Origin of the sequence: Saccharopolyspora sp. ID03-671 (assembly GCF_045278815.1) — a bacterium.
GTDB classification, from domain to species: Bacteria; Actinomycetota; Actinomycetes; order Mycobacteriales; family Pseudonocardiaceae; genus Saccharopolyspora; species Saccharopolyspora ipomoeae.
This window is the reverse complement of the sequence record NZ_CP134054.1, coordinates 5140054-5159202: the sequence shown is the minus strand read 5'-3', so window position 1 is coordinate 5159202 and position 19149 is coordinate 5140054. Positions and strand designations below refer to the sequence as shown.

19 protein-coding genes are annotated in these 19149 nt (G+C 71.9%); 6 read left to right on the top strand and 13 right to left on the bottom strand.

All coding sequences use genetic code 11. The annotated features are described in order from the left end of the window. Nucleotides 1–40: 40 nt before the first annotated feature. Nucleotides 41–616: a Uma2 family endonuclease gene (locus REH65_RS23925; RefSeq protein ID WP_406689164.1), complete on the top strand. Its 576-nt coding sequence runs from the start codon at nucleotides 41–43 to the stop codon at nucleotides 614–616. A gap of 16 nt (nucleotides 617–632) precedes the next feature. On the opposite strand, the gene REH65_RS23920 is transcribed toward REH65_RS23925, so the two are convergent. The 4 genes from REH65_RS23920 to nadA form a co-directional block, all read right to left on the bottom strand. Continuing rightward, on the bottom strand, nucleotides 633–1532 hold the full coding sequence (locus tag REH65_RS23920) for a lysostaphin resistance A-like protein (RefSeq protein ID WP_406689163.1): 900 nt from the start codon (nucleotides 1530–1532) through the stop codon (nucleotides 633–635). 111 nt (nucleotides 1533–1643) lie between these two features. Beyond that, on the bottom strand, nucleotides 1644–2492 hold the full coding sequence (nadC, locus tag REH65_RS23915) for a carboxylating nicotinate-nucleotide diphosphorylase (protein WP_406689162.1): 849 nt from the start codon (nucleotides 2490–2492) through the stop codon (nucleotides 1644–1646). Next, the gene (locus tag REH65_RS23910) at nucleotides 2489–4102 is read right to left on the bottom strand and encodes an L-aspartate oxidase (RefSeq protein ID WP_406689161.1); all 1614 of its coding nucleotides are present in this window, start codon (nucleotides 4100–4102) and stop codon (nucleotides 2489–2491) included. Before REH65_RS23910 ends, nadC begins: the two co-directional genes overlap by 4 nt. Next, nucleotides 4099–5112 (bottom strand): quinolinate synthase NadA, encoded by a 1014-nt coding sequence (gene nadA / locus REH65_RS23905; RefSeq protein ID WP_281454711.1) that lies wholly within the window; start codon nucleotides 5110–5112, stop codon nucleotides 4099–4101. Before nadA ends, REH65_RS23910 begins: the two co-directional genes overlap by 4 nt. A 146-nt stretch (nucleotides 5113–5258) precedes the next feature. Here nadA and REH65_RS23900 point away from each other — a divergent pair, with 146 nt between their 5' ends. From REH65_RS23900 to REH65_RS23890, 3 genes are all read left to right on the top strand, one after another. Further along, on the top strand, nucleotides 5259–5909 hold the full coding sequence (locus REH65_RS23900; protein ID WP_281455151.1) for an NUDIX domain-containing protein: 651 nt from the start codon (nucleotides 5259–5261) through the stop codon (nucleotides 5907–5909). Between the two features lie 44 nt (nucleotides 5910–5953). Next, nucleotides 5954–6634 carry an LON peptidase substrate-binding domain-containing protein gene (locus REH65_RS23895; protein WP_406689160.1) on the top strand — a complete coding sequence of 227 codons (681 nt, stop codon included), beginning with the start codon at nucleotides 5954–5956 and terminating at the stop codon, nucleotides 6632–6634. Between the two features lie 81 nt (nucleotides 6635–6715). Next, entirely contained in the window at nucleotides 6716–7495 is a 780-nt protein-coding gene (locus REH65_RS23890) for a hypothetical protein (protein WP_406689159.1), read from the top strand. An 83-nt stretch (nucleotides 7496–7578) separates the two neighbouring features. Here the strand turns inward: REH65_RS23890 and REH65_RS23885 are convergent, their stop codons facing one another. Then, entirely contained in the window at nucleotides 7579–8262 is a 684-nt protein-coding gene (locus tag REH65_RS23885) for a DUF2567 domain-containing protein (protein ID WP_406689158.1), read from the bottom strand. Nucleotides 8263–8456: 194 nt separating this feature from the next. On the opposite strand from REH65_RS23885, the gene REH65_RS23880 reads away from it, so the two are divergent. Beyond that, on the top strand, nucleotides 8457–10427 hold the full coding sequence (locus REH65_RS23880; RefSeq protein WP_406689157.1) for an arabinofuranosyltransferase: 1971 nt from the start codon (nucleotides 8457–8459) through the stop codon (nucleotides 10425–10427). A 47-nt stretch (nucleotides 10428–10474) separates the two neighbouring features. Here the strand turns inward: REH65_RS23880 and REH65_RS23875 are convergent, their stop codons facing one another. The 5 genes from REH65_RS23875 to REH65_RS23855 all read right to left on the bottom strand — a co-directional run bounded on the left by REH65_RS23875 (nucleotide 10475) and on the right by REH65_RS23855 (nucleotide 15946). After that, on the bottom strand, nucleotides 10475–11407 hold the full coding sequence (locus REH65_RS23875) for a hypothetical protein (RefSeq protein ID WP_406689156.1): 933 nt from the start codon (nucleotides 11405–11407) through the stop codon (nucleotides 10475–10477). A 78-nt stretch (nucleotides 11408–11485) separates the two neighbouring features. Next, nucleotides 11486–12130 carry a response regulator gene (locus tag REH65_RS23870; RefSeq protein WP_406689155.1) on the bottom strand — a complete coding sequence of 215 codons (645 nt, stop codon included), beginning with the start codon at nucleotides 12128–12130 and terminating at the stop codon, nucleotides 11486–11488. Beyond that, nucleotides 12127–13308, bottom strand: a complete 1182-nt coding sequence (locus REH65_RS23865; protein WP_406689154.1) for a histidine kinase — start codon at nucleotides 13306–13308, stop codon at nucleotides 12127–12129. The genes REH65_RS23870 and REH65_RS23865 overlap by 4 nt, the downstream gene beginning before the upstream one ends. Before the next feature lie 40 nt (nucleotides 13309–13348). Then, nucleotides 13349–14593 (bottom strand): cytochrome P450, encoded by a 1245-nt coding sequence (locus tag REH65_RS23860; RefSeq protein ID WP_406689153.1) that lies wholly within the window; start codon nucleotides 14591–14593, stop codon nucleotides 13349–13351. A 138-nt stretch (nucleotides 14594–14731) separates the two neighbouring features. Beyond that, the gene (locus REH65_RS23855; RefSeq protein ID WP_406689152.1) at nucleotides 14732–15946 is read right to left on the bottom strand and encodes a cytochrome P450; all 1215 of its coding nucleotides are present in this window, start codon (nucleotides 15944–15946) and stop codon (nucleotides 14732–14734) included. A gap of 182 nt (nucleotides 15947–16128) precedes the next feature. Between REH65_RS23855 and REH65_RS23850 the strand changes: the two genes are divergently transcribed. Beyond that, complete coding sequence (locus tag REH65_RS23850; RefSeq protein ID WP_406689151.1) at nucleotides 16129–17037, top strand: AsnC family protein; 909 nt, start codon at nucleotides 16129–16131, stop codon at nucleotides 17035–17037. On the opposite strand, the gene REH65_RS23845 is transcribed toward REH65_RS23850, so the two are convergent. The 3 genes from REH65_RS23845 to lspA form a co-directional block, all read right to left on the bottom strand. Beyond that, entirely contained in the window at nucleotides 17034–17321 is a 288-nt protein-coding gene (locus REH65_RS23845) for a hypothetical protein (protein ID WP_281454718.1), read from the bottom strand. The two genes, REH65_RS23850 and REH65_RS23845, sit on opposite strands and share 4 nt — an antisense overlap. 246 nt (nucleotides 17322–17567) lie before the next feature. Next, nucleotides 17568–18452, bottom strand: a complete 885-nt coding sequence (locus REH65_RS23840; protein ID WP_281455153.1) for an RluA family pseudouridine synthase — start codon at nucleotides 18450–18452, stop codon at nucleotides 17568–17570. A gap of 41 nt (nucleotides 18453–18493) precedes the next feature. Continuing rightward, the gene (lspA, locus tag REH65_RS23835) at nucleotides 18494–19105 is read right to left on the bottom strand and encodes a signal peptidase II (RefSeq protein ID WP_281454719.1); all 612 of its coding nucleotides are present in this window, start codon (nucleotides 19103–19105) and stop codon (nucleotides 18494–18496) included. Nucleotides 19106–19149: the final 44 nt, after the last annotated feature.

The following is a 19149-nucleotide window of genomic DNA, read 5'->3' as shown; positions in this document are numbered from 1 at the left end:
GACTACGCTGGTCCAGTACCCGTTGGGAGAGGGGCCGACGATGACTGCGCTGCCCGACTGGATGGTGCTGCCGCCTGGAGGGCTGAGCGCTGCGGAGTACGAGGCGCTGCCCGAGGAAGTGTGCCGCCGCATCGAGATTGTCGATGGAGCCATCGTCGTGACTCCCGCGCCCCGCCGCCTGCACCAAACCGTTGCGCGGCGTCTGGCCAACGAGCTCGAGCACGCTGCCGGTCCGGAGTTCGCCGTCGACACCGACATCGATCTCCGACTGCGTGACGTGCCGCTGCTGAACCGGCGACCGGACGTCGTCGTCTACGACGCCACGTTGCCGGACGAGGTCGTGCTCCGCCCGCAGCACGTCGTTCTCGTCGTCGAAGTGATGTCCCCGGGTTCGGTCACGGCCGACCAGACCGACAAGCCGGCCGAGTACGCGGCTGCGGGGATCGAGCACTTCTGGCGAATTGAGAGCGCACCGCAGGACGACCGGGCGTTGACGGTGTTCCGCTACAGGCTGGATCCCACGACTCGCGCCTACGCGTCCGCTGGTGTGGACGCGGCCGCCATCGCGGTGTCCGCGCCCGTCACGATGAAGGTCGACCTCGAGGACCTGGTCTGAACGTCGAAGGAGCCCGTCAGGTTCCGGTGCTCACCAACCGGCGTTTCTGAAGGGCTCGGTAGGCCAGGACCGTCGTGGTGAGGAGGGCGGCCGTGGTGACGAGGCTGCCCTCGATGCCGAAGGCGCCGCCGGTGAGGAGGGCGGCGGCACCCGGGAGCGGGTCGAGGCTCAGCAGCGTGGCCTGGATGTCCATCCCGGACACCTCGATCCCGGCCACGTTGCCCTGACACCAGTTCCACACCACGTGGAACGCGCACACGCCCCACAGCGATCCCTCCGCCACAGCCCACATCCCGAGCGTCAGCCCGATCAGCAGGATGTTGACCAGCGGCAGCACGCCGACCTGGAAGTTGGCGCCGTGCAGCAGCGCGAAGACCACCGCCTGGAACACGAGCGCCGCGGTGAGCCCCCACTTCCGGTAGGCGGTCTGCAGCAGGTAGCCGCGGTTGAGGACCTCCTCCGTGCACGCCTGAACGGCGAACCCGACCAGCGCGAGCAGCACGGCACCCGCCTGCGCGAACCGGACCGGCCCGACCAGGTACTGGCCGGCGGCGAGGTTCACGACCACGGGGATCGCCAGCAGCACCACGGCGGCACCGGCGCCGAACCCCAGGTGCGCGCCGATCCGGGTGGCCGGGAAGAACCCCAGGCTCGCCAGCGGACGTCTCTCCTTGGCCAGCACCCAGACGGCGAGCAGGCCGCTCGCTCCCAGGAAACCCAGCAGCAGCACCATCTGGGTCCCGATCGCCATAGGCCCGCCCACCAGGGCCATCGGCGACACGCCGAACACCGGCACCAGCGCCAGCGTCACCACCGCGGGCCCCACCAGCAGGCAGGCGACGACCACCAGCAGCCCCAGCACCGGCCCGGTGGGGCGCCGCGCCGTCGACGCACCGTTCAACACCACCGAATCCACCACGCACCTCCCCATCGCCGCCCGATCATGCCGGACCACCGGCGCTGCCCGGCGACTCCGGGCACCCGCGCGAGTCGTAGCAGGCCGGAAAGGCCGCGTGACGCTTTCGGGTCACATGTCGAGGCCGAGGTCGAGGGACGGCGAGGAGTGGGTGAGAGCGCCCACCGCGAGGTACTGGACTCCGGTGTCGGCGTAGGCGCGGGCGACGTCGAGGGTGAGGCCGCCGGAGGCTTCGAGCTCCGTGCCCGGAGAGGTGGTTCGGGTGCGGGAGACCGCTTCCGCGCACTGGTCCGGGGTGAAGTTGTCCAGCAGGACCAGGGAGACGTCCTCCGCGAGAACCTCTTCGAGCTCGTCGAGGTCGCCGACCTCGACCTCCATCGGGAGATCCGGGGCGTGCGCGCGGCAGGCGCGGACCGCGGCGGCGGCAGAACCCGCGGCGACCACGTGGTTGTCCTTGATCAGGATCGCGTCGCCCAGCGCCATCCGGTGGTTCACGCCGCCACCGCAGCGGACCGCGTACTTCTGCAGGTCGCGCAGGCCCGGGAGGGTCTTGCGGCTGTCCCGGATCCGGCAGCCCGTGCCGTCCACGGCGTCGACCCAGCGCGAGGTCGCGGTGGCGATGCCGGACAGGTGCGTCAGCAGGTTCAGCGCCGTGCGCTCGGCGGTGAGCAGCCCCCGGACCGGGGCCTTCACCCGCAGCGCGCAGTCACCCGGGGCGAGCCGGTCACCGTCGGCGCGCTCGTCGAGGACCTGGTAGGAGTCGGCGCCCAGCACCTCGTCGAGGACCAGCCGGACCAGCGGAAGTCCCGCCAGCACACCGGCTTCGCGCGTGTTGAAGCCCGCTTCGGCGATCGCGCCGCCGGGCACCGTGGCCTCGGTGGTGGCGTCCGGGCCGTAGCGCAGGTCCTCGGCCAGGGCCGTGCGGACGATCTCGCGAGCCCCGTCGAAGTCGAAGGTCATGCCGCTGTCCTCGCAATCCCCGTCCCGGCGTGGAACAGCCACCCCGAGGCGTCCAGCCGGAGCACCGCGCTGCGCCGCCAGCGCAGGTCGTCGGTCTCCGGGAAATCCGTGCGGCGGTGGCATCCTCGCGATTCCTCGCGCAGCCGCGCCGCGGCCAGCAGAGCTTGAGCGGTCAGCGTCAGCGACGCGTCCTCGACCGCCTGGCGCGTCCGCAGCGGACGCACCACCGAGTTCCGGTCCAGCACCGCGCTCGCCTCGGCCATGCCGTCCTCGCTGCGCCCGATGCCCGCGTGCCGGCTCATGGTGCGCTGCAGCAGGTCTCGCTCCACCACCGCGAACGCGGGCGGCTCGACCTCACCCACCGACGAGCGCGTCAGCAGGCCGCGACCGAGGTCCTTGGCCACCGCCGACGCGGCCCGGCCGCCCACGACCAGGCCCTCCAGCAGGCTGTTGGAGGCCAGCCGGTTCGCGCCGTGCAGCCCGGTGCAGGCGACCTCGCCCGCCGCGTACAGACCGGTCACCGCCGTGCGCCCGTCCACATCGGACACCACTCCGCCGCACGAGTAGTGCGCCGCGCTGGCCACCGGGATCGGCTCGGAGCTCGGATCGATCCCCGCCTCGCGGCACGACGCGTGCACCGTCGGGAAGCGCTCGGCGAAACCGGGAATCCCGGTGGCGTCCAGGAACACGTGCTCGGCGCCCGTCTCGGCGGCGCGGCGGGTGATCGCCGCCGACACCACGTCGCGCGGCGCCAGATCGCCCAGCGGGTGCACCCCGTCCATCACGCGATCCCCGCGCACGTCGAGAAGCACCGCGCCCTCACCGCGCACCGCCTCGGTCACCAGCGGACGCCGACCGCGCGCCTCCCCCGCCGCGTAGAGGACGGTCGGGTGGAACTGCACGAACTCCAGGTCCGCCACGCCCGCACCGGCCCGCAGCGCCAGCGCGACACCGTCCGCCGTGGACACCTCCGGGTTCGTCGTCGCCGCGTAGAGCTGCCCCAGACCACCCGTGGCCAGCAGCACCGCGGGCGCGTGCAGCACACCGGGGCGGCTGCGCGAATCCATCGCCAGCGCACCGGCGATCGCGCCGCCCTCACCGCGCAGCAGCTCGACCACGCAGTGCTCCTCCAGCACCGGGATGCCGCCGCCGCGCACCGCCGCGACCAGCGCCCGCTGCACCTCGGCCCCGGTCGCGTCACCACCCGCGTGGATCACGCGGAACGCCTGGTGACCGCCCTCCCGGGTGCGCGCCAGGGCGCCGCCGACTGCGTCAGACCCGGCGCGGTCGAACTCGGCCCCGGCCGCGCGCAACCGGCCGATGGCCTCCGCGCCGTCGGCGAGGATCTCGCGCACCGCCTCCGGCGCGCACAGGCCGACCCCGGCGGTCAGCGTGTCCTCGACGTGCTTGTGCAGGCTGTCGCCGGGATCGAGCTCGTCGGGCCGGACCACGGCGATGCCGCCCTGCGCCCAGCCGGTGTTGCCCGCCGACACCGAGTCCTTGCTCACCACCAGCACCCGCAGCCCGGCCTCGCGGGCGCGCAGCGCGGCGGTCAGCCCGGCCACGCCGGTGCCGACGACCAGCAGGTCGGCCCCGGCCTCCCAGGTCACTCGCCACCGCCGGGCTTGCCGATGGCGATCATCCGCTCCACCGAGGCGCGGGCGCGGTCGGCGACGTCGGTCGGCACGTGCACCTCGTCGGCGCCCTCGCGCAGGCAGCGCAGCAGCGCCGCCGGGGTGATCATCTTCATGTACCGGCAGGAGGCGCGGTCGTTCACCGCGCGGAAGTCGATCTCCGGGGCGGCCTGCCGCAGCTGGTGCAGCATCCCGACCTCGGTGGCCACCAGCACCGACCTCGCCCCGGTCTCCTTGGCGGCGGTGAGCATGTCGCCGGTCGAGAGGATCTTCACCCGCTCCGGCTCCACGGTCCCCTCGCCCGCGAGGTAGAGCGCGGAGGTCGCGCAGCCGCACTCAGGGTGGATGAACAGGTCCGCCTCCGGCGAGGCGGCGGCGCGCTCGGCCAGCTCGGGCCCGTTGATCCCGGCGTGCACGTGGCACTCACCGGCCCAGATGTGCAGGTTCTCCCGGCCGGTCTCGCGCTTGACGTGCGCGCCCAGGAACTGGTCCGGGCAGAACAGCACCTCGCGGTCCTCGGGGATCGAGCGCACCACGTCCACCGCGTTGGAGGACGTGCAGCAGATGTCGGTCTCGGCCTTCACCTCGGCGGTGGTGTTGACGTAGGAGACCACGACCGCGCCCGGGTGCTCGGCCTTCCAGGCGCGCAGCTGCTCGGCGGTGATCGAGTCGGCCAGCGAGCAGCCCGCCCGCTCGTCCGGGATGAGCACCGTCTTGTCCGGGCCGAGGATCTTGGCGGTCTCGGCCATGAAGTGCACGCCGCAGAAGACGATCGTGCTCGCGTCGCTGTTGGCCGCGATCCGGCTCAGCGCCAGCGAGTCACCGGTGTGGTGGGCGACGTCCTGGATCTCCGGCAGCTGGTAGTTGTGCGCCAGCAGCACGGCGTCGCGCTCCTCGGCGAGCCGCCGGACCTCCTCGGCCCAGGCGGCGTCGGCCTCGACGCCGGTGAAGCCGGCATCGGTCCGCTGCCACGTCGCAGTCGCCATCTCGTCCTCCTCGTCGGGCCCCGAGACGTTCCGGAGGCCCGCTTTCCACCCCGGATCAACGGCCCCGAGGTTTTCGCCTTAGAATCGAAAACGTGCCACATCGTAACACCGGACCCGCGGCCGACGGCAGAGACGCGGGCCACGAAGTGCTCGCCGGAGTCCTGCAGATCCGCGACGAGCGGCTGCAGGTGATGCTCTGGCAGCGAGCCAAGGAGCCCGCCCTGCACCGCTGGTCGCTCCCCCGCGGATGGCTCGCGCCCGACGAGGACGTCGAGGAATCGATCCGGCGGCAGCTCGCCGAGAAGGTCGACGTGCACAAGCTCTCCCACGTCGAGCAGCTGTCGGTGTTCAGCGCGCCCGGCCGGGTCCCCGACCGGCGCGTCGTGGGCACCGCGTTCCTGTGCCTGGTGCCCGCCGACGTCGACCCGGAGGTCCCCGCCGACACCCGCTGGTTCCCGGTCGACGACCTGCCCGCGACCGCCTTCGACCACGAGGAGATCGTGCTCGCCGCGCGAGACCGGCTGCGCGCCAAGCTCTCCTACACCAACATCGGGTTCGCGCTGGCGCCCGCCGAGTTCACCGTCTCCGAGCTGCGCGGCATCTACTCGGGCGCCCTCGGCTACCAGGTGGCGGCCACGAACCTGCAGCGCGTGCTGTCCCGGCGCGGCGTCCTGGAGGCCACCGGCCGCACCGTCCCGGCCGGGCGCTCCGGCGGCAGGCCGCCCGCGCTGTTCCGCTTCACCTCGCGAGACCTGCAGGTCACGGACCCGTTCGCGGTCTTCCGGCCGCCGAGCTGAGGCAGAACGAGTCCCGAAGCGCTTTCTTGAGTAGTTTTGGGGACGTGTTGGACACGTTGCCTTTGTTCCCCCTGGGGTCCGTGCTGTTCCCGGGAGGGCACCTCCCGCTGCACATCTTCGAGCCGCGCTACCGCGAGCTCGTGCAGGACCTGCTCAACGAGGACGTGCCCGACCGCCGGTTCGGCGTGGTCACCATCCGGCAGGGCTGGGAGGTCGGCGAGGACAACGTCGACTCGATGTACGACGTCGGCTGCACGGCGGTGCTCGACCAGGCCCGCCAGCTGCCCGGCGGCCGCTACGACGTCACCGCCTTCGGCGAGCGGCGGTTCCGGCTGCTGCAGATCGACCGCGAGTCCGCCCCCTACCTGCTGGCCCGCGTGCAGTGGCTGCCCGACACCGCCCCGGAACCCGACAGCCCCGGACGCCGGGAGCGGCTGACCGCCGCGGCCCGCGACGCGCACCAGCGCTACCACGCCTCCGGGATGCGCAACGGCCCGCGCGAGGTCCCCGGCGAGGACGCCGACACCGGGGACCTGTCCTACCTGCTGGCCGACGACTGCGTGCTCACCACCGAGGACCGGCAGGACCTGCTCGCCGAGACCGACCCGCTGATCCGGCTGCGCAACGTCCGCAAGCTGCTGCTCCGCGAAGCCGAGTTCCTCCGCGAACTGCGCGCGGTCCCCGCCCCGCTCGCGGAGTTCGCCCAGCAGCCCAGCTTGAACTGAGAGCTGCTGCGGACTCGTCTCGCTCCTGGAGCAGGACCCAGCAGGGGTCGGTAGGGGGTGCTGCCGATCTAGGATCGGCGCATGTCCTCACCTGGTGATCCCCGGGGTCCGCAGCGGCAGCACCGGGGCTTCGGCGCGTTCCCGCAGCCCGAGCCGCCGCGCCCGAAGCGGCGGGGGTGGCTGATCACCGCGGTCGTGCTGGGCGCGGTCGTGCTGCTCGGCGCGATGGCCGCGGTGGTCGTCGTCGGGTTCCGGGGGCAGGACGCGCCGCCCGAGCCGGCCGCCGCCCCGGCGACCTCGTCCGGGGCGACGCCGCTGGTGCCCGGCTGGCAGGTGGTGGACGTCCCGAAGCGGCAGGCCGTCTACGACGTGCCGCAGGACTGGGAGCGCGACCCGAATCCCGACGCCGTGCACGCGGTCGGGCCGCCGGGGGACGCCATAGGGCTCACCGGGGTCGCGCACCGGCAGCGGGGTTTCTGCCCGGGGGACGACAACAGCTTCCGCGCGATGACCGGCGCCGGCGCCCGGCTCGGACCGGACGACAACGCGGTCGCGGCCGAGACCGCGGCGACGTTCATCGGCCACGCCTTCACCCGCGACGGCCACGCCCCGACGGTCGAGCAATCCCCGCCCGAACCGCTGACGCTCACCGGCGGAGTTCCGGCCGCCCGCGTCAACGCCCAGGTCACCCTGCCCGCCCCGACGGGATGCGACGCGAGGGCCGTCGCGGTCTCGGTGGTCGCCACCAACAGCGACGGCCGCAGCTCGGTGGTCCTCGTCTCCGCCGCGGATCAGGGCATCCCGAACGCGGTGACCCCGGCAGCCCTGGACCGGGTCACCGCCTCGCTGCGCCCCAGGTGACGGTTCTTCCTCGAATCACCCATGATCGAAGTCCGTTTTGCCGGGTTGATTCTAGGAAAAACTGTCCGCTGCCCGGCGGCGGCTCACCTGAGGCGTCGGCCGAGGTCGTCGAAGCCGTTCCAGGACGTGGCGATGCCGTAGCCGAGGGAGAGGGCGAGGGGCATCGCGACCAGCACCCACTTCGTGGTGATCTCCGGGGCGATGGTGATCAGGTCGCCGAGCTGCGGGTTCGGCGGCATCGGGTACATGCCGGAGGCGAACGAGCCGCCCATCTGGATCCCCAGCCAGGACGCCACCAGCGATCCCAGCACCGCGCCGATGAGCAGCACCGGGCCGCGCCTGCCGCGCAGCCGCCACAGCACCGCCGCCGTGAGCAGACCCGTCGCGAAGGCCAGCAGCGAGAAGATCGCGATGCCGTCGAACTCGTGGTAGCTCTCCACCAGCAGCGGTGTCACCGAGCCGCCCTGGCCCAGCACGCTCTCCTGCGGCGGCGCCAGCCGCGACCACACCCATCCCACCGGCAACCCCAGCAGCGCGATGAGCGAGATCGCGCTGATCGCCGGGAGCAGGTCCGCCTTGACCACGACCTTCGGCCGCGGCGGGGCCAGGACCGGGAACAGCGGGGCGTCCTCGGGCTCGATCCGCTCCGGGAGGGCGCGCGTCGTCGCGTCGCGCTCCGGCCCGCCGTCCGCCACATCGCCATCCACGGTGCTTCCGTGCACTGGGCCGCCGTCCACTTGGTTGCCGTCCACTGGGCTGTCGGACACCCGCCGACCTCCTCCTCGCGTTCGCCGCCACCGGTCCGGCCTGCGAAATTTTCCGGCCACCATAGCGTTTCCTCGCACCCGTCCCCCTCACCCGCCGGGCGGGCACGGGTCGCACATCAACTATTCTGCGCGAGCCCTCATGTCGGCTACGCCGAAGGACGAGTGAAGTGGTGGGAATCCTGCCGTCTCCCCAGTTGACCGGACCGAGCCCGATCGACGAGCCGCGGCAGGCCTCGGCCGTTCGGCTCCCGTTGCGCACCACGGTAGCCGAGCTCCTGGGCGGTTCCGCGGTTGCCGTCGTGGTGAGCATGGTGCTGCAGTTCGCCGCCGCGCGGTTGAGCATCAGCGAACCCAGCTACGCGCCCGAAGCCCTCACCATGCTGTCCAGCACGCTGGTGCTGGCCGCGCTGTTCGTGCTGCTGGCCTTCGGCTACCGCGCCGCGCGCATCGGCCGCTGGGGCAAGGTGATCGCGACCTGGGTGGCGCTGAGCGCCTTCAGCACGCTGTCGCTGGCGATCCCGCTGCAGTCGACGCGCTTCTACTACGGCGGTTCCTCCACCGACAACGGCTTCCGCATGCAGCTCATGACGCGGATGGCCTCCACGCTGAGCCTGTCGGACATGAACTACGCCGACACCGCGCCCTACTACCCCAGCGGCTGGTTCTGGCTCGGCGGCCGGTTCGCGAACCTCCTGGGCTGGGAGGGCTGGGCCGCCTACAAGCTCTACGCGCTGTGCTGGGTCGCGGTGACCACGGTCGTGGCGTTCACGCTCTGGAGCGTGGTGCTGCGCCGCAGGCTCGCCCTGCTGGCCGCGGTGGTGACCGCCCTGTCCGGCATGCTGCACGGCATCGTCGAGCCCTACGCGTGGCCGTCGGCCGCGTGGCTGGTCCCGGTCGCGGTGCTGGCCTGGACCGCTCTGCGGCAGGCCGACGGCGCGCCGCGCTGGACGCTGCTGTGCATCGGCGGCTACGTCGGGTTCGCCGCGATCACCTACACCCTGCACTTCGGCTTCGCCGTGGCCATGATCATGCTGATGGCGCTGATCACCGGCGTGGACCAGGTCCGGCGCGGTGCCCGCGTGGTCCCGGTGCTCAAGGGCCTGTTCCTGCGCCTCCTGCCGATCGGGCTGGTCAGCCTGGTCATCGCGCTGCTGGTGTGGCTGCCCTACCTGATCTCCACGAAGTTCCTGCTGGACAACCCGCGCAGCGCCGCCCAGCACTACCTCCCGGAGGACGGCGCGTTCCTGCCGGTGCCGATGACCCAGGCCTCCGCGTTCGGCGCGCTGTGCCTGGTGGGATTCGTGTGGCTGCTGCTGCGCTTCCGGCACAGCCGGATCGCGGCGGCGATGTTCGTGCTCGTGCTGGCCATCTACGGCTGGTTCGCGCTGTCCACGCTGGCCCTGCTGGCCAAGACGACGCTGCTGGCCTTCCGGCTCAACGTCGTCCTGGACCTGGTCCTGCCGCTCGCCGGCGTGCTCGGGCTGCTGGAGCTCATCGGCTACCTGCGCCGCAAGGTCGACCCGCGCTACGGCGTCCAGATCACGCTCGTCGCCTGCGCGCTGAGCCTGATCGGCGCGGTGAGCATCAGCCAGCAGGCGATCAACGAGAAGCTGCTGGGCTACACCGAGCAGGCCTACACCGACTACTACCCGACCGGTGACAACGCCAAGGGTCAGAAGGACCCGCAGCAGCGCGGCTCCTGGTTCGACGACGAGATCCGCGCGATCTCCTCGCTCACCGGCCGCCCGGCCGACCAGAACGTGCTGCTGAGCACCGACTACAAGGTGATGTCCTTCCAGCCGTACTGGGGTTTCCAGCAGGAGACCCCGCACTACGCCAACCCGCTGGCCGACTACGACGGGCGCAGCGCCGAGGTCCAGCGCTGGGCGAAGGCCAAGAGCCCCGACGAGCTGCTGCGGATACTGCGGAACTCGGAGTTCAAGAGCCCCACGGTGTTCGTCCTCGACAACCCGCGGAGCCGGTACTCCCAGGTCGAGGCCCCGCCGGAGCACGAGGGCGATCTCGCGCTGCAGCTCAAGGGGGACGCGTTCCCGCAGAACCCGAACGTGCGCGACTACTACGTCTACTTCGACCGCGCGGTGTTCGACTCCCCCGCCTTCGTCCAACGCGACGTCGGCCCGTACACGATCATCGCCCTCCGCTGATCCGGAGACGCTGACGAGGCGGTCGGGCGCGGCCGAGGTGCGGGTGCTCATCGGACACCCACCACCTCGGCCGGTGCCCGACGCAGCCGGTAGTGCAGCGCGGCGAGCACCAACGCGACCGACCACAGCGGCCAGAGCGCGATCGGCAACCAGACCAGCGGGTGGTCGGGGATCGCCGGGTGGTCGAGGATCACCACCGACACCAGCAGTCTGCTGCCCGCCAGGACCACGACCGACGCGACCAGCGCGGGCACGACGGCCAGCGCGACCGGCACCGGTCTGCCGGCCCACCGGGCCGCCCAGCGCGGGAACCGCTCGCCCCAGGGGCGGATCAACCCCCAGGTCAGCACCGCACCACCGACGGCCGCAGCCGCGAGCCCGAGACCGCCTGCGGCGCTGGACCTCTCCATCGGCACACCGGGCACGCCGATCGCCATCAGCACCCGGCTGGCCGCGTAGGTCAACGGGACGGCCACTGCGACCCAGGTCCACCACACGCCAGCGCTCGAAGCCCGGACCTGTTCTCCGCGCGCCACCCGCTCGATCCACGACCACAGCGAGACCGTGATCAGCGCGGCGACCAACAGCTGCACCGGCAACGCCGCCGACGCGTAGGTGCGCAGCAGTTCCGGATGCCCGGCCGCCGCCGAGACCAGCAGGAACGGTAAGTAGCCCGCCGCCGCGAGCGCACCGGACCCCAGCAGCGCCAGCAACCCGAGGACCGACGCACCTCTCAGCAGACCGGTGGCGCGCGCCCCGCGCGCGGCCGCGATCGCCGTCGCCGCGGTCACCGCGCCGGTGACCGCGACCACGAGGTTGACCGCGGGTTGCGGCAACCACGTCAACGCGGAGGCGAAGTAGTCGGACGAGTCGGCCACCGGGCTCACCGCGCCGGTGGCCGCGCACACGAGCGCGATCATCACCAGCGCGACACCACCGAGACCGACGAAACCCTGCGCGAACCTCTCCTGTGCACTCATACCGACGATGCTCGCGACTCCGACGTCCCCGCACCTCCACCGCGACGGACCTGCTCCCTCCTCCTGAAGGAGGAGATCTCACACCACGCCGGTGTCGTAGGCCCAGATGACCGCGTGTAGCCGGTCGCGGACCTCCAGCTTGCGCAGGATCGCCGCGACGTGGGTCTTCACAGTCGTCTCCGCCAGGTGCAGCTCGGCCCCGATCTCGGCGTTGGACGACCCGCGCGCCATGACCGCCAGCACGTCCCGCTCCCGCCCGGTCAGCGACTCCCAGCGCGGATCCGGCTCGCGCGGAGCCGCTCTCCGCGCCACCTCCAGCAGACTGCGCGTGGCACGGGGCGACACGATCGCGTGTCCTCTGTGGACCTCGCGCACGGCCTCGGCTATGTCCTCGCCCGGCGTGTCCTTCGTGAGGAAACCGCCCGCGCCGGCCCGCAACGCGGCGAAGAGGTTCTCGTCCAGGTCGAAGGTCGTCAGGATCAGCACCCGCGTGTCCGGGTGCTCGCCGCTGATCACCTCGGTCGCCGCGATGCCGTCCATTCCGGGCATCCGGATGTCCATCAGCACCACGTCGACCCGGTGGCTGCGGCAGACCTCCACCGCGGCCGCGCCCGACCCCACCTCCGCCACGACCTCCACGTCGTCGTGCGTGCCGAGCATGATCCCGAGCGCGGAGCGGATCAGCTCCTGGTCGTCGGCGACGACCACGCGGATAGCGGTCACCGCTCCCCCAGCTCGAACTCGGCCCGCACGGTGGTCCCCGCACCAGGCGCGCTGCGCACCACGAATTCGCCTCCGATCTGCCGCATCCGCTCGGCCATCCCGACCAGGCCGTACCCACCGCGCTCGGTGAGGTCTTCGGCGGTCCCGGGGCCGTCGTCGGTCACGGTCACGGTAAGGCGGCGCGGTTCCCACTCCAGGGAGATCCGGCACCGCACCTGGGGTCCGACGTGCTTGAGCGCGTTGGTGACCGACTCCTGCACCACCCGGTAGACCGCGTGCCGTTCGGCGGTTCCGAGATCCTGCCTGGTCCCGGAGCTGCCCAGGGACACGTCGACACCGGCGCTGCGGAAGGAGGCGACGAGCGAGCCGAGATCGCGATCGTCCGCCGGACTCACCGGATCGTCCCCCGAACGGAGGACGCCGAGCATCCCGCGCATCTCCCGCATGGCTTCCCGGCCGACGTCCAGCGCGGTGCCGAGCATCGCCCGCGCGCGCTCGGGATCGCGGTCGAAGACCAGCCGCGCGGTGTCGGCCTGGGTGAGCACCACGGCCAGCGAATGCGCCGCCACGTCGTGGATTTCCCGCGCGATGAGCCGTCGCTCGGCGGCGATGGCCGAGCGCACCTGCTCCGTTCGCAGCTGCTCGGCGCGCTGCGCGCTCTCCTCCAGCGCGCGCACGTAGGACACCCGGATCCGCCGGTAGCGCCCCAGGGCCCAGGCCGAGAGGACCGAAGCGACCGCGACCGCCCCGAGCACCCCGGGCGGTCCCCAGGCGCCGGGGAAGCTCAGCACCGTCCGGCCCACGACCAGCGCCGATCCGACCAGCCCGCCCACCACGGGCAACAACGAGAGATCGGTGTAGGCGATCGCGGAGTACAGCAGCACCGGGTAGATCGCCGAGAACGGCAGCAGCACGGGCGGCACGCCGCCGGGCAGGTCCGGGAGCGCGACCAGCGCGAGCATGCAAGCGCTGGCGACCGCCAGCGCCACGAGCGGCCGCACCCGGCGGACCGCCAGGCACCCGGCGAGGCCCACCAGCGCCACCAGCGAGATCGTCCACGGCCACGCGTGCGCGCCGCGCAACGCGCTCAGCGAGGCTCCGAGCCCCAGGACCAGGACGAGGGCCGCCGCGACCCCGTCGAGCATCAGCCGGTGGTCGGGCCGCCACGAGGTGAACACGGGCTCACGGTAGGCGCGTGCGGACGAGCCCACCTCCTCCTCACGAACGAGATGACGGGGAAGGGCGCACCGGCAGCGACCGCAGGCCGTGGATGAGGCTGGAGCTGCGGCGGGTCAGGTCCTCCGGCGCGGTGGCCAGTTCGAGGCCGGGGAAGTGCGCGAGGAGGCCGCGCAGCGCGACCTGGGCTTCCATCCGGGCCAGCGGGGCGCCGAGGCAGAAGTGGATGCCGTGGCCGAAGGCCAGGTGGCCCTGGGTGTCCCGGGTGATGTCGAAGGCATCGCCTTCGGGGAAGCGCCGCGAGTCGCGGTCCGCCGCGGCCAGGCCCGCCCACACGAACTCGCCGGCCGGGATCTCGGTGCCGCCGACGGTGATCGGTTCGGTGGTGAAGCGGAACGTGGTGTGCATGAGCGGCCCGTCGAACCGCAGCATCTCCTCCACCGCGGCGTCCACCAGGCCCGGGTCGGCGCGCAGCCGGGCGAACTGGTCCGGGTGGGTCAGCAGCGCCAGGACCCCGTTGCCGATCAGGTTCACCGTGGTCTCGTGCCCGGCCACCAGCAGCAGGAACACCATCGAGATCAGCTCGGCCTCGCTGAGCCGGTCCTCGTCCTCGGACACCTCGATCAACGCCGTGAGCAGGTCGTCGCCCGGGTGCTCGCGCTTGGTCGCCAGGAGTTCGGCGAGGTACTGCGCCATCTCGCTCGCGGCCTGCACCGAGGCCTCGGCGTCGAGGTCGTCGAGCAGCCGGTTGGTCCAGAGCCGGAAGTCGTCGCGGCGGCTCTCGTCCACGCCCAGCAGCTCGCAGATCACGCGGATCGGCAGCGGGAACGCGAAGGCGTCCAGGAAGTCCACTTCGGACTGGTCGGCCATCGCCGACAGCAGTTCCTCGGTGATCTCCTCGATCCGCGGGCGCAGCGCCTCGATGCGGCGGGCGGTGAAGGCCTTGACCACCAGCTTGCGCAACCGGGTGTGGTCCGGCGGGTCCATGTTGAGCATGTGCATGTCGAACCCGGCCCCGGCGAACCGGCCGTCATCCGACCCCGGCTGCTCGGAGTCAGGTGCGAAGCGGTCCATGACCAGCCGGAAGATGGTCTGCGCGTCCTTTCCCAGACGCGGATCGGCGAGCAGCGCGCGGGCCTCGTCGTAGCGGGTCACCACCCACACGGGGAGCCCGCTCTCGTTGACCAGCCGGTGCACCGGGCCGGCCTCCCGCAGTTCCGCGTAGCGGGCGTGCAGGTTCTGCGCGAACGCCGAGTCGAACGGCACCGGGTCGGTGTGCGCTGTCATGGAACCCCCATCCACGAGACGTGGTTCCAGTAAACCTCGCCCGCACCGACCCGCGCCGGGCGTTTCGCCGATTCCCCGCAGATCCGATTTCAGCGGAAACCAAGTCCCCGACTTCCGTTGAAATCCTGGTGCTCGGGGTCAGGACAACCGGACAGGGAGCCGCTGCAGGCCGTGGATCAGGGTCGAGAAGCGCCACTCGACGTCGTCGAGCTCCCCGCCCCCGCTGAGGTCCGGGAACCGCTCGGCGAGCTGGCGCACCGCGATCTGGGCCTCCATGCGGGCCAGCTGAGCACCGAGGCAGAAGTGGATGCCGTGGCCGAACGACACGTGCCCCTGGGTGTCGCGGTGGATGTCGAACTTCTCCGGCTCCGGGAACTTCTCCGGGTCGTGGTTGGCCGAGGCCAGCCCGACCCACACGATCTCGCCCGCCGGGATCTCCACGTCGCCGAAGGTGACCGCGTCGGTGGTGTGCCGGAAGGTGCCGTGCATGACGGGACCGTCGAAGCGCAGCGCCTCCTCGACCACGCCGGTCACCAGCCGCGGGTCGGCCACCAGCTCCGCCCACTGGCCGGGGTTGCGCAGCAGGGCCAGCATGCCGTTGCCGATCAGGTTCACGGTCGTCTCGTGCCCGGCCACCAGCAGCAGGAACACCATCGAGATCAGCTCCGGCTCGCTGAGCCGGTCCTCGTCCTCGGACACCTCGATCAACGCCGTGAGCAGGTCGTCGCCCGGGTGCTGCCGCTTGGTGGCGACGAGCTCGATCAGGTAGGCGCCCATCGCCGAGGCGGCCTCGCCGCGCGACTCGTCGTCGGAGGCGTCGAGCAGCGTGTTGGTCCACCGGCGGAAGTCGTCGCGGCGGCTCTCGTCCACGCCCAGCAGCTCGCAGATCACCTGGATCGGCAGCGGGAACGCCAGGGCGTCGAGCAGGTCGATCTCGTCGGATCCGGCCACCGCGTCGAGCAGGCCGGCGGTGATCTCCTCGACCCGGGGGCGCAGCGCCTCGATGCGGCGGGCGGTGAAGGCCTTGACCACCAGCTTGCGCAGCCGGGTGTGGTCCGGCGGGTCGAGGTTGAGCATCTGCTCGTTGAGGTCGTCGTTGAACGGGCGGCCGTTGCCGCCGGTCTTGGCGACGATGACCTCGCGGCTGCGGCGGAAGTCCTTGGCCAGGCGCGGATCGGTCAGCGCGGCCTTGACGTCGTCGTAGCGGGTGATCGTCCACACCGGGAGTCCGTGCGGGGTGAGCATCCGCTGAACCGGTGTCGCGGAACGGATCTCGCCGTAGCGGTCGTGCAGGTTCGCGACGAAATCGGCGTCGAAGGCAACGGGTTCGGCGTGCGCCTCAGTGGTGGGCATGGAGTTCCTTCGCGATCGTGGCGGGCGGGCCCCTCGAAATCCAGTGAACACCGTTCACACCGGCTTGTCACACGGGACTGAAGGCGCTCTCAGCGCAAACCCGACGAACCTCGCGTTCCCGCTCTGTCGAGAACCCGCGCCTGCGCCCCGCACGTCAGGGCGACCGGGTAGCGTGGCACGACGTGACTGGCCCTGATCCCGTGGACGTGCGACTCCTGAGCGCTGTCGCAGAGGTGGGCCGGGCGGCGGTCCCGGACATCGCCGGCCGGCTCGGCATGGACGTGCGCGAGGTCGCCGCGCGGCTCGCGGCGCTGTCCACGACCGGACTACCGCTGGTGGTCGGCGTCGAGTGCGACCAGCAGGGCATCCGCAACGCCGTCGCCGTCGCGCAGCAGTGGGCCGCGCAGAACGCCGCGAGCGGCCCCCACCCGACCACCGGCTACAGCGGCCCGCACCCGATGTCCGGTCCCTACCCCGCGTCCGGCCCCTACCCCGTGCCCGGCCCGCACCAGGGGCCGGTGTCCGGTCCCGCGCCCGTACCGGGTCCGCCGCCGATGCCGCAGCCTCCCGTCGCACCGCAGCCGCCGATGAGCACCTGGGGTCCGCCCGGATCGGCCGCGTGGGCGCGCGGCGACCAGCCCGCGCCCGTCCCGGCCCAGCCGCCGACCGGCACGGGCACGATCGGCACCAAGCTGGACGTGCACGGCGTGTCGGGCGAGCGGATCAGCATCCAGCTCATCGAGGTCGTCGACCCGGCCGACTTCCTGTTCACCGCCGCCGGTCACGAGCTGCAGGAGGGTGAGCGCTCGGTCGTGGTGCACACCGAGCTGACCAACCACGGGCAGGTCCCGTTCCCGTCGCTGCCCGACATGTACCTGGAGCTGATCACCAAGGACGGCGCTCCGGTGACCAAGGCCCCGGTGTCGATGTCGTCGCGCCCGCCGCACCGGATGGGCGTGCAACCCGGCGAAACCGCGGGCGGCCACACGATCTACGTGCTGCCCGAGTCCACGGAGCTCTCGGCGGTCCGCTGGACCCCGCAGCCGGGAGATCAGCAGCGCACCCTGCTCTGGGACATCACGGGTCTCTAGGAATCGCGGCGGAAGAAGTCCAGCGGGTTGCGCCGCGGCTTCTCGTCGCGCTGCCTGCGGCGGTACTGCAGGGTCGGCCAGTCCCCCGCGTCGTCGCGCGGGCGCTCGGGTTCGGGCTCGCCGATGACCGAGGGCGTGGCCGGGCCGACGTCCTGAGCGCTGATCACGTCGCCGAGGCTGTGCAGCCCCTCCGGCGGGGTGTCCAGATCGGCCTGCGGGTCGATGACCGGCATGCCGCGTGGTGGGGTCGGTGCGTCCGAACCCTGAAACTCCTGCTGTGCCACCGGACCCCCTTCGTCGCGCGCCGATCCGATCACCACGGTACCCGGTCCAGCAGTGGAAACATGCGGCGAAGCCGCATTCTCTTCCACCACCCGAGCAACCTGCACCGCCGCGGGTTCTGAGCGCCTTCGTGGCGAGTACGCCGTGACGCCGCGTATTCACATACTCAAGGAGCGGCGCACGGAGTCCACGGAGGCGCTCAGGTTCCGCCACCCGCACCGCTGAGCAAAGCAACCACGAACCAGTCCCTACTCGTCCTGATCGCGCAATTCGTCCAGTGCGTGCTGCAGGTCATCCGGGTACTCGCTCTCGAACGAGACCCAGCCGCCCGAGGGGTGTTCGAAGGACAGGCTCCGGGCGTGCAGCCACTGGCGGCTGATGGCCAGGCGTCGCGCCAGCACCGGATCGGCGCCGTAGGTGAGGTCGCCGACGCACGGGTGCTTGATCGCCGAGAAGTGCACCCGGATCTGGTGCGTGCGACCGGTTTCCAGCTTCACGTCGATCAACGACGCGGCGCGGAACGCCTCCACCACCTCGTAGTGCGTGATGCTCGGCTTGCCGCCGGTGACCACGGCGAACTTGTAGTCGTGGCGCGGATGCCGGTCGATCGGGGCGTCGATGGTGCCCCGGCTCGGATCCGGCAGTCCCTGCACGACCGCGTGGTAGCGCTTCTCGACCGTGCGCTCCTTGAACGCGCGCTTGAGCACCGTGTAGGCGTGCTCGCTCTTGGCCACCACCATCACCCCGGTGGTGCCCGCGTCGAGGCGGTGCACGACGCCCTGGCGCTCGGCGGCGCCCGAGGTCGCGATCTGCACGCCCGCCGCGGCCAGGCCGCCGACGACGGTCGGGCCCTCCCAGCCGGGGCTGGGATGCACGGCGACGCCGATCGGCTTGTCGATCACGACGATGTCGTCGTCCTGGTGGAGGATCTTCATGCCCTCGACCGGCACGGCGACCACCTGGATCGGCTGCTCGGCCGCGGGCAGGGTCACCTCCAGCCAGGACCCGGCCATGAGGCGGTCGGACTTGCCCGCGGGAGCGCCGTCGACCAGCACGTCACCGGCCTCGGCGAGCCCGGCGACGGCGTTGCGGGACAGGCCCAGCAGCTTGGACAGACCGGCGTCGATCCGCATGCCGTCCAAGCCCTCGGGCACCGGGAGGGTTCGGAGTTCGCTCACGACCGGTCGGCCTTCTTCTGCTTGCGGTGGACGGTGCCGTCGTAGTCGCGCCCCAGCAGCGACAGCAGCACCACGAGGATGCCGCCGCAGGTGATGCAGCTGTCGGCGACGTTGAACACCGGGAACACCTGGCCGCCGGGGGCCAGGAACGACAGGAAGTCCACCACGTGGCCCTGCAGCGGACCGGGCGCGCGGAACAGCCGGTCGCCGAGGTTGCCGCAAGCACCGCCGAGCACCAGGCCGAGGCCCACGGCCCAGCCCGGCGAGCGCAGCTTCGGCGCCAGCCACACGATCACGCCGACCACGGCGATCGCCAGCAGCGCCAGCAGCCAGGTCAGGCCGGTGGCCATCGAGAACGCGGCACCGGGGTTGCGCAGGACGTCCAGGTAGAACAGGCCGCCGAGCACCTTCAGCGGCGCGTTGCCCTCCAGGTGGGCGACCACGATGATCTTGGTGATCACGTCCAGGACCAGCCCCGCCGAGGCCACGCCGAACAGCAGCGCCAGCAGCTTCCCGGACCCGCCCTTCGGGGCGTCCGAGGCCGGGGTCGTCTCGGCGTCCTCCGACGAGGAGGCCGCCTGCTCAGGAGGGGGGTTCTCGGTGCTCACCCCGCCATTGTCCCCGACCCCGGCGACCGGCCGAGCACCAGGAC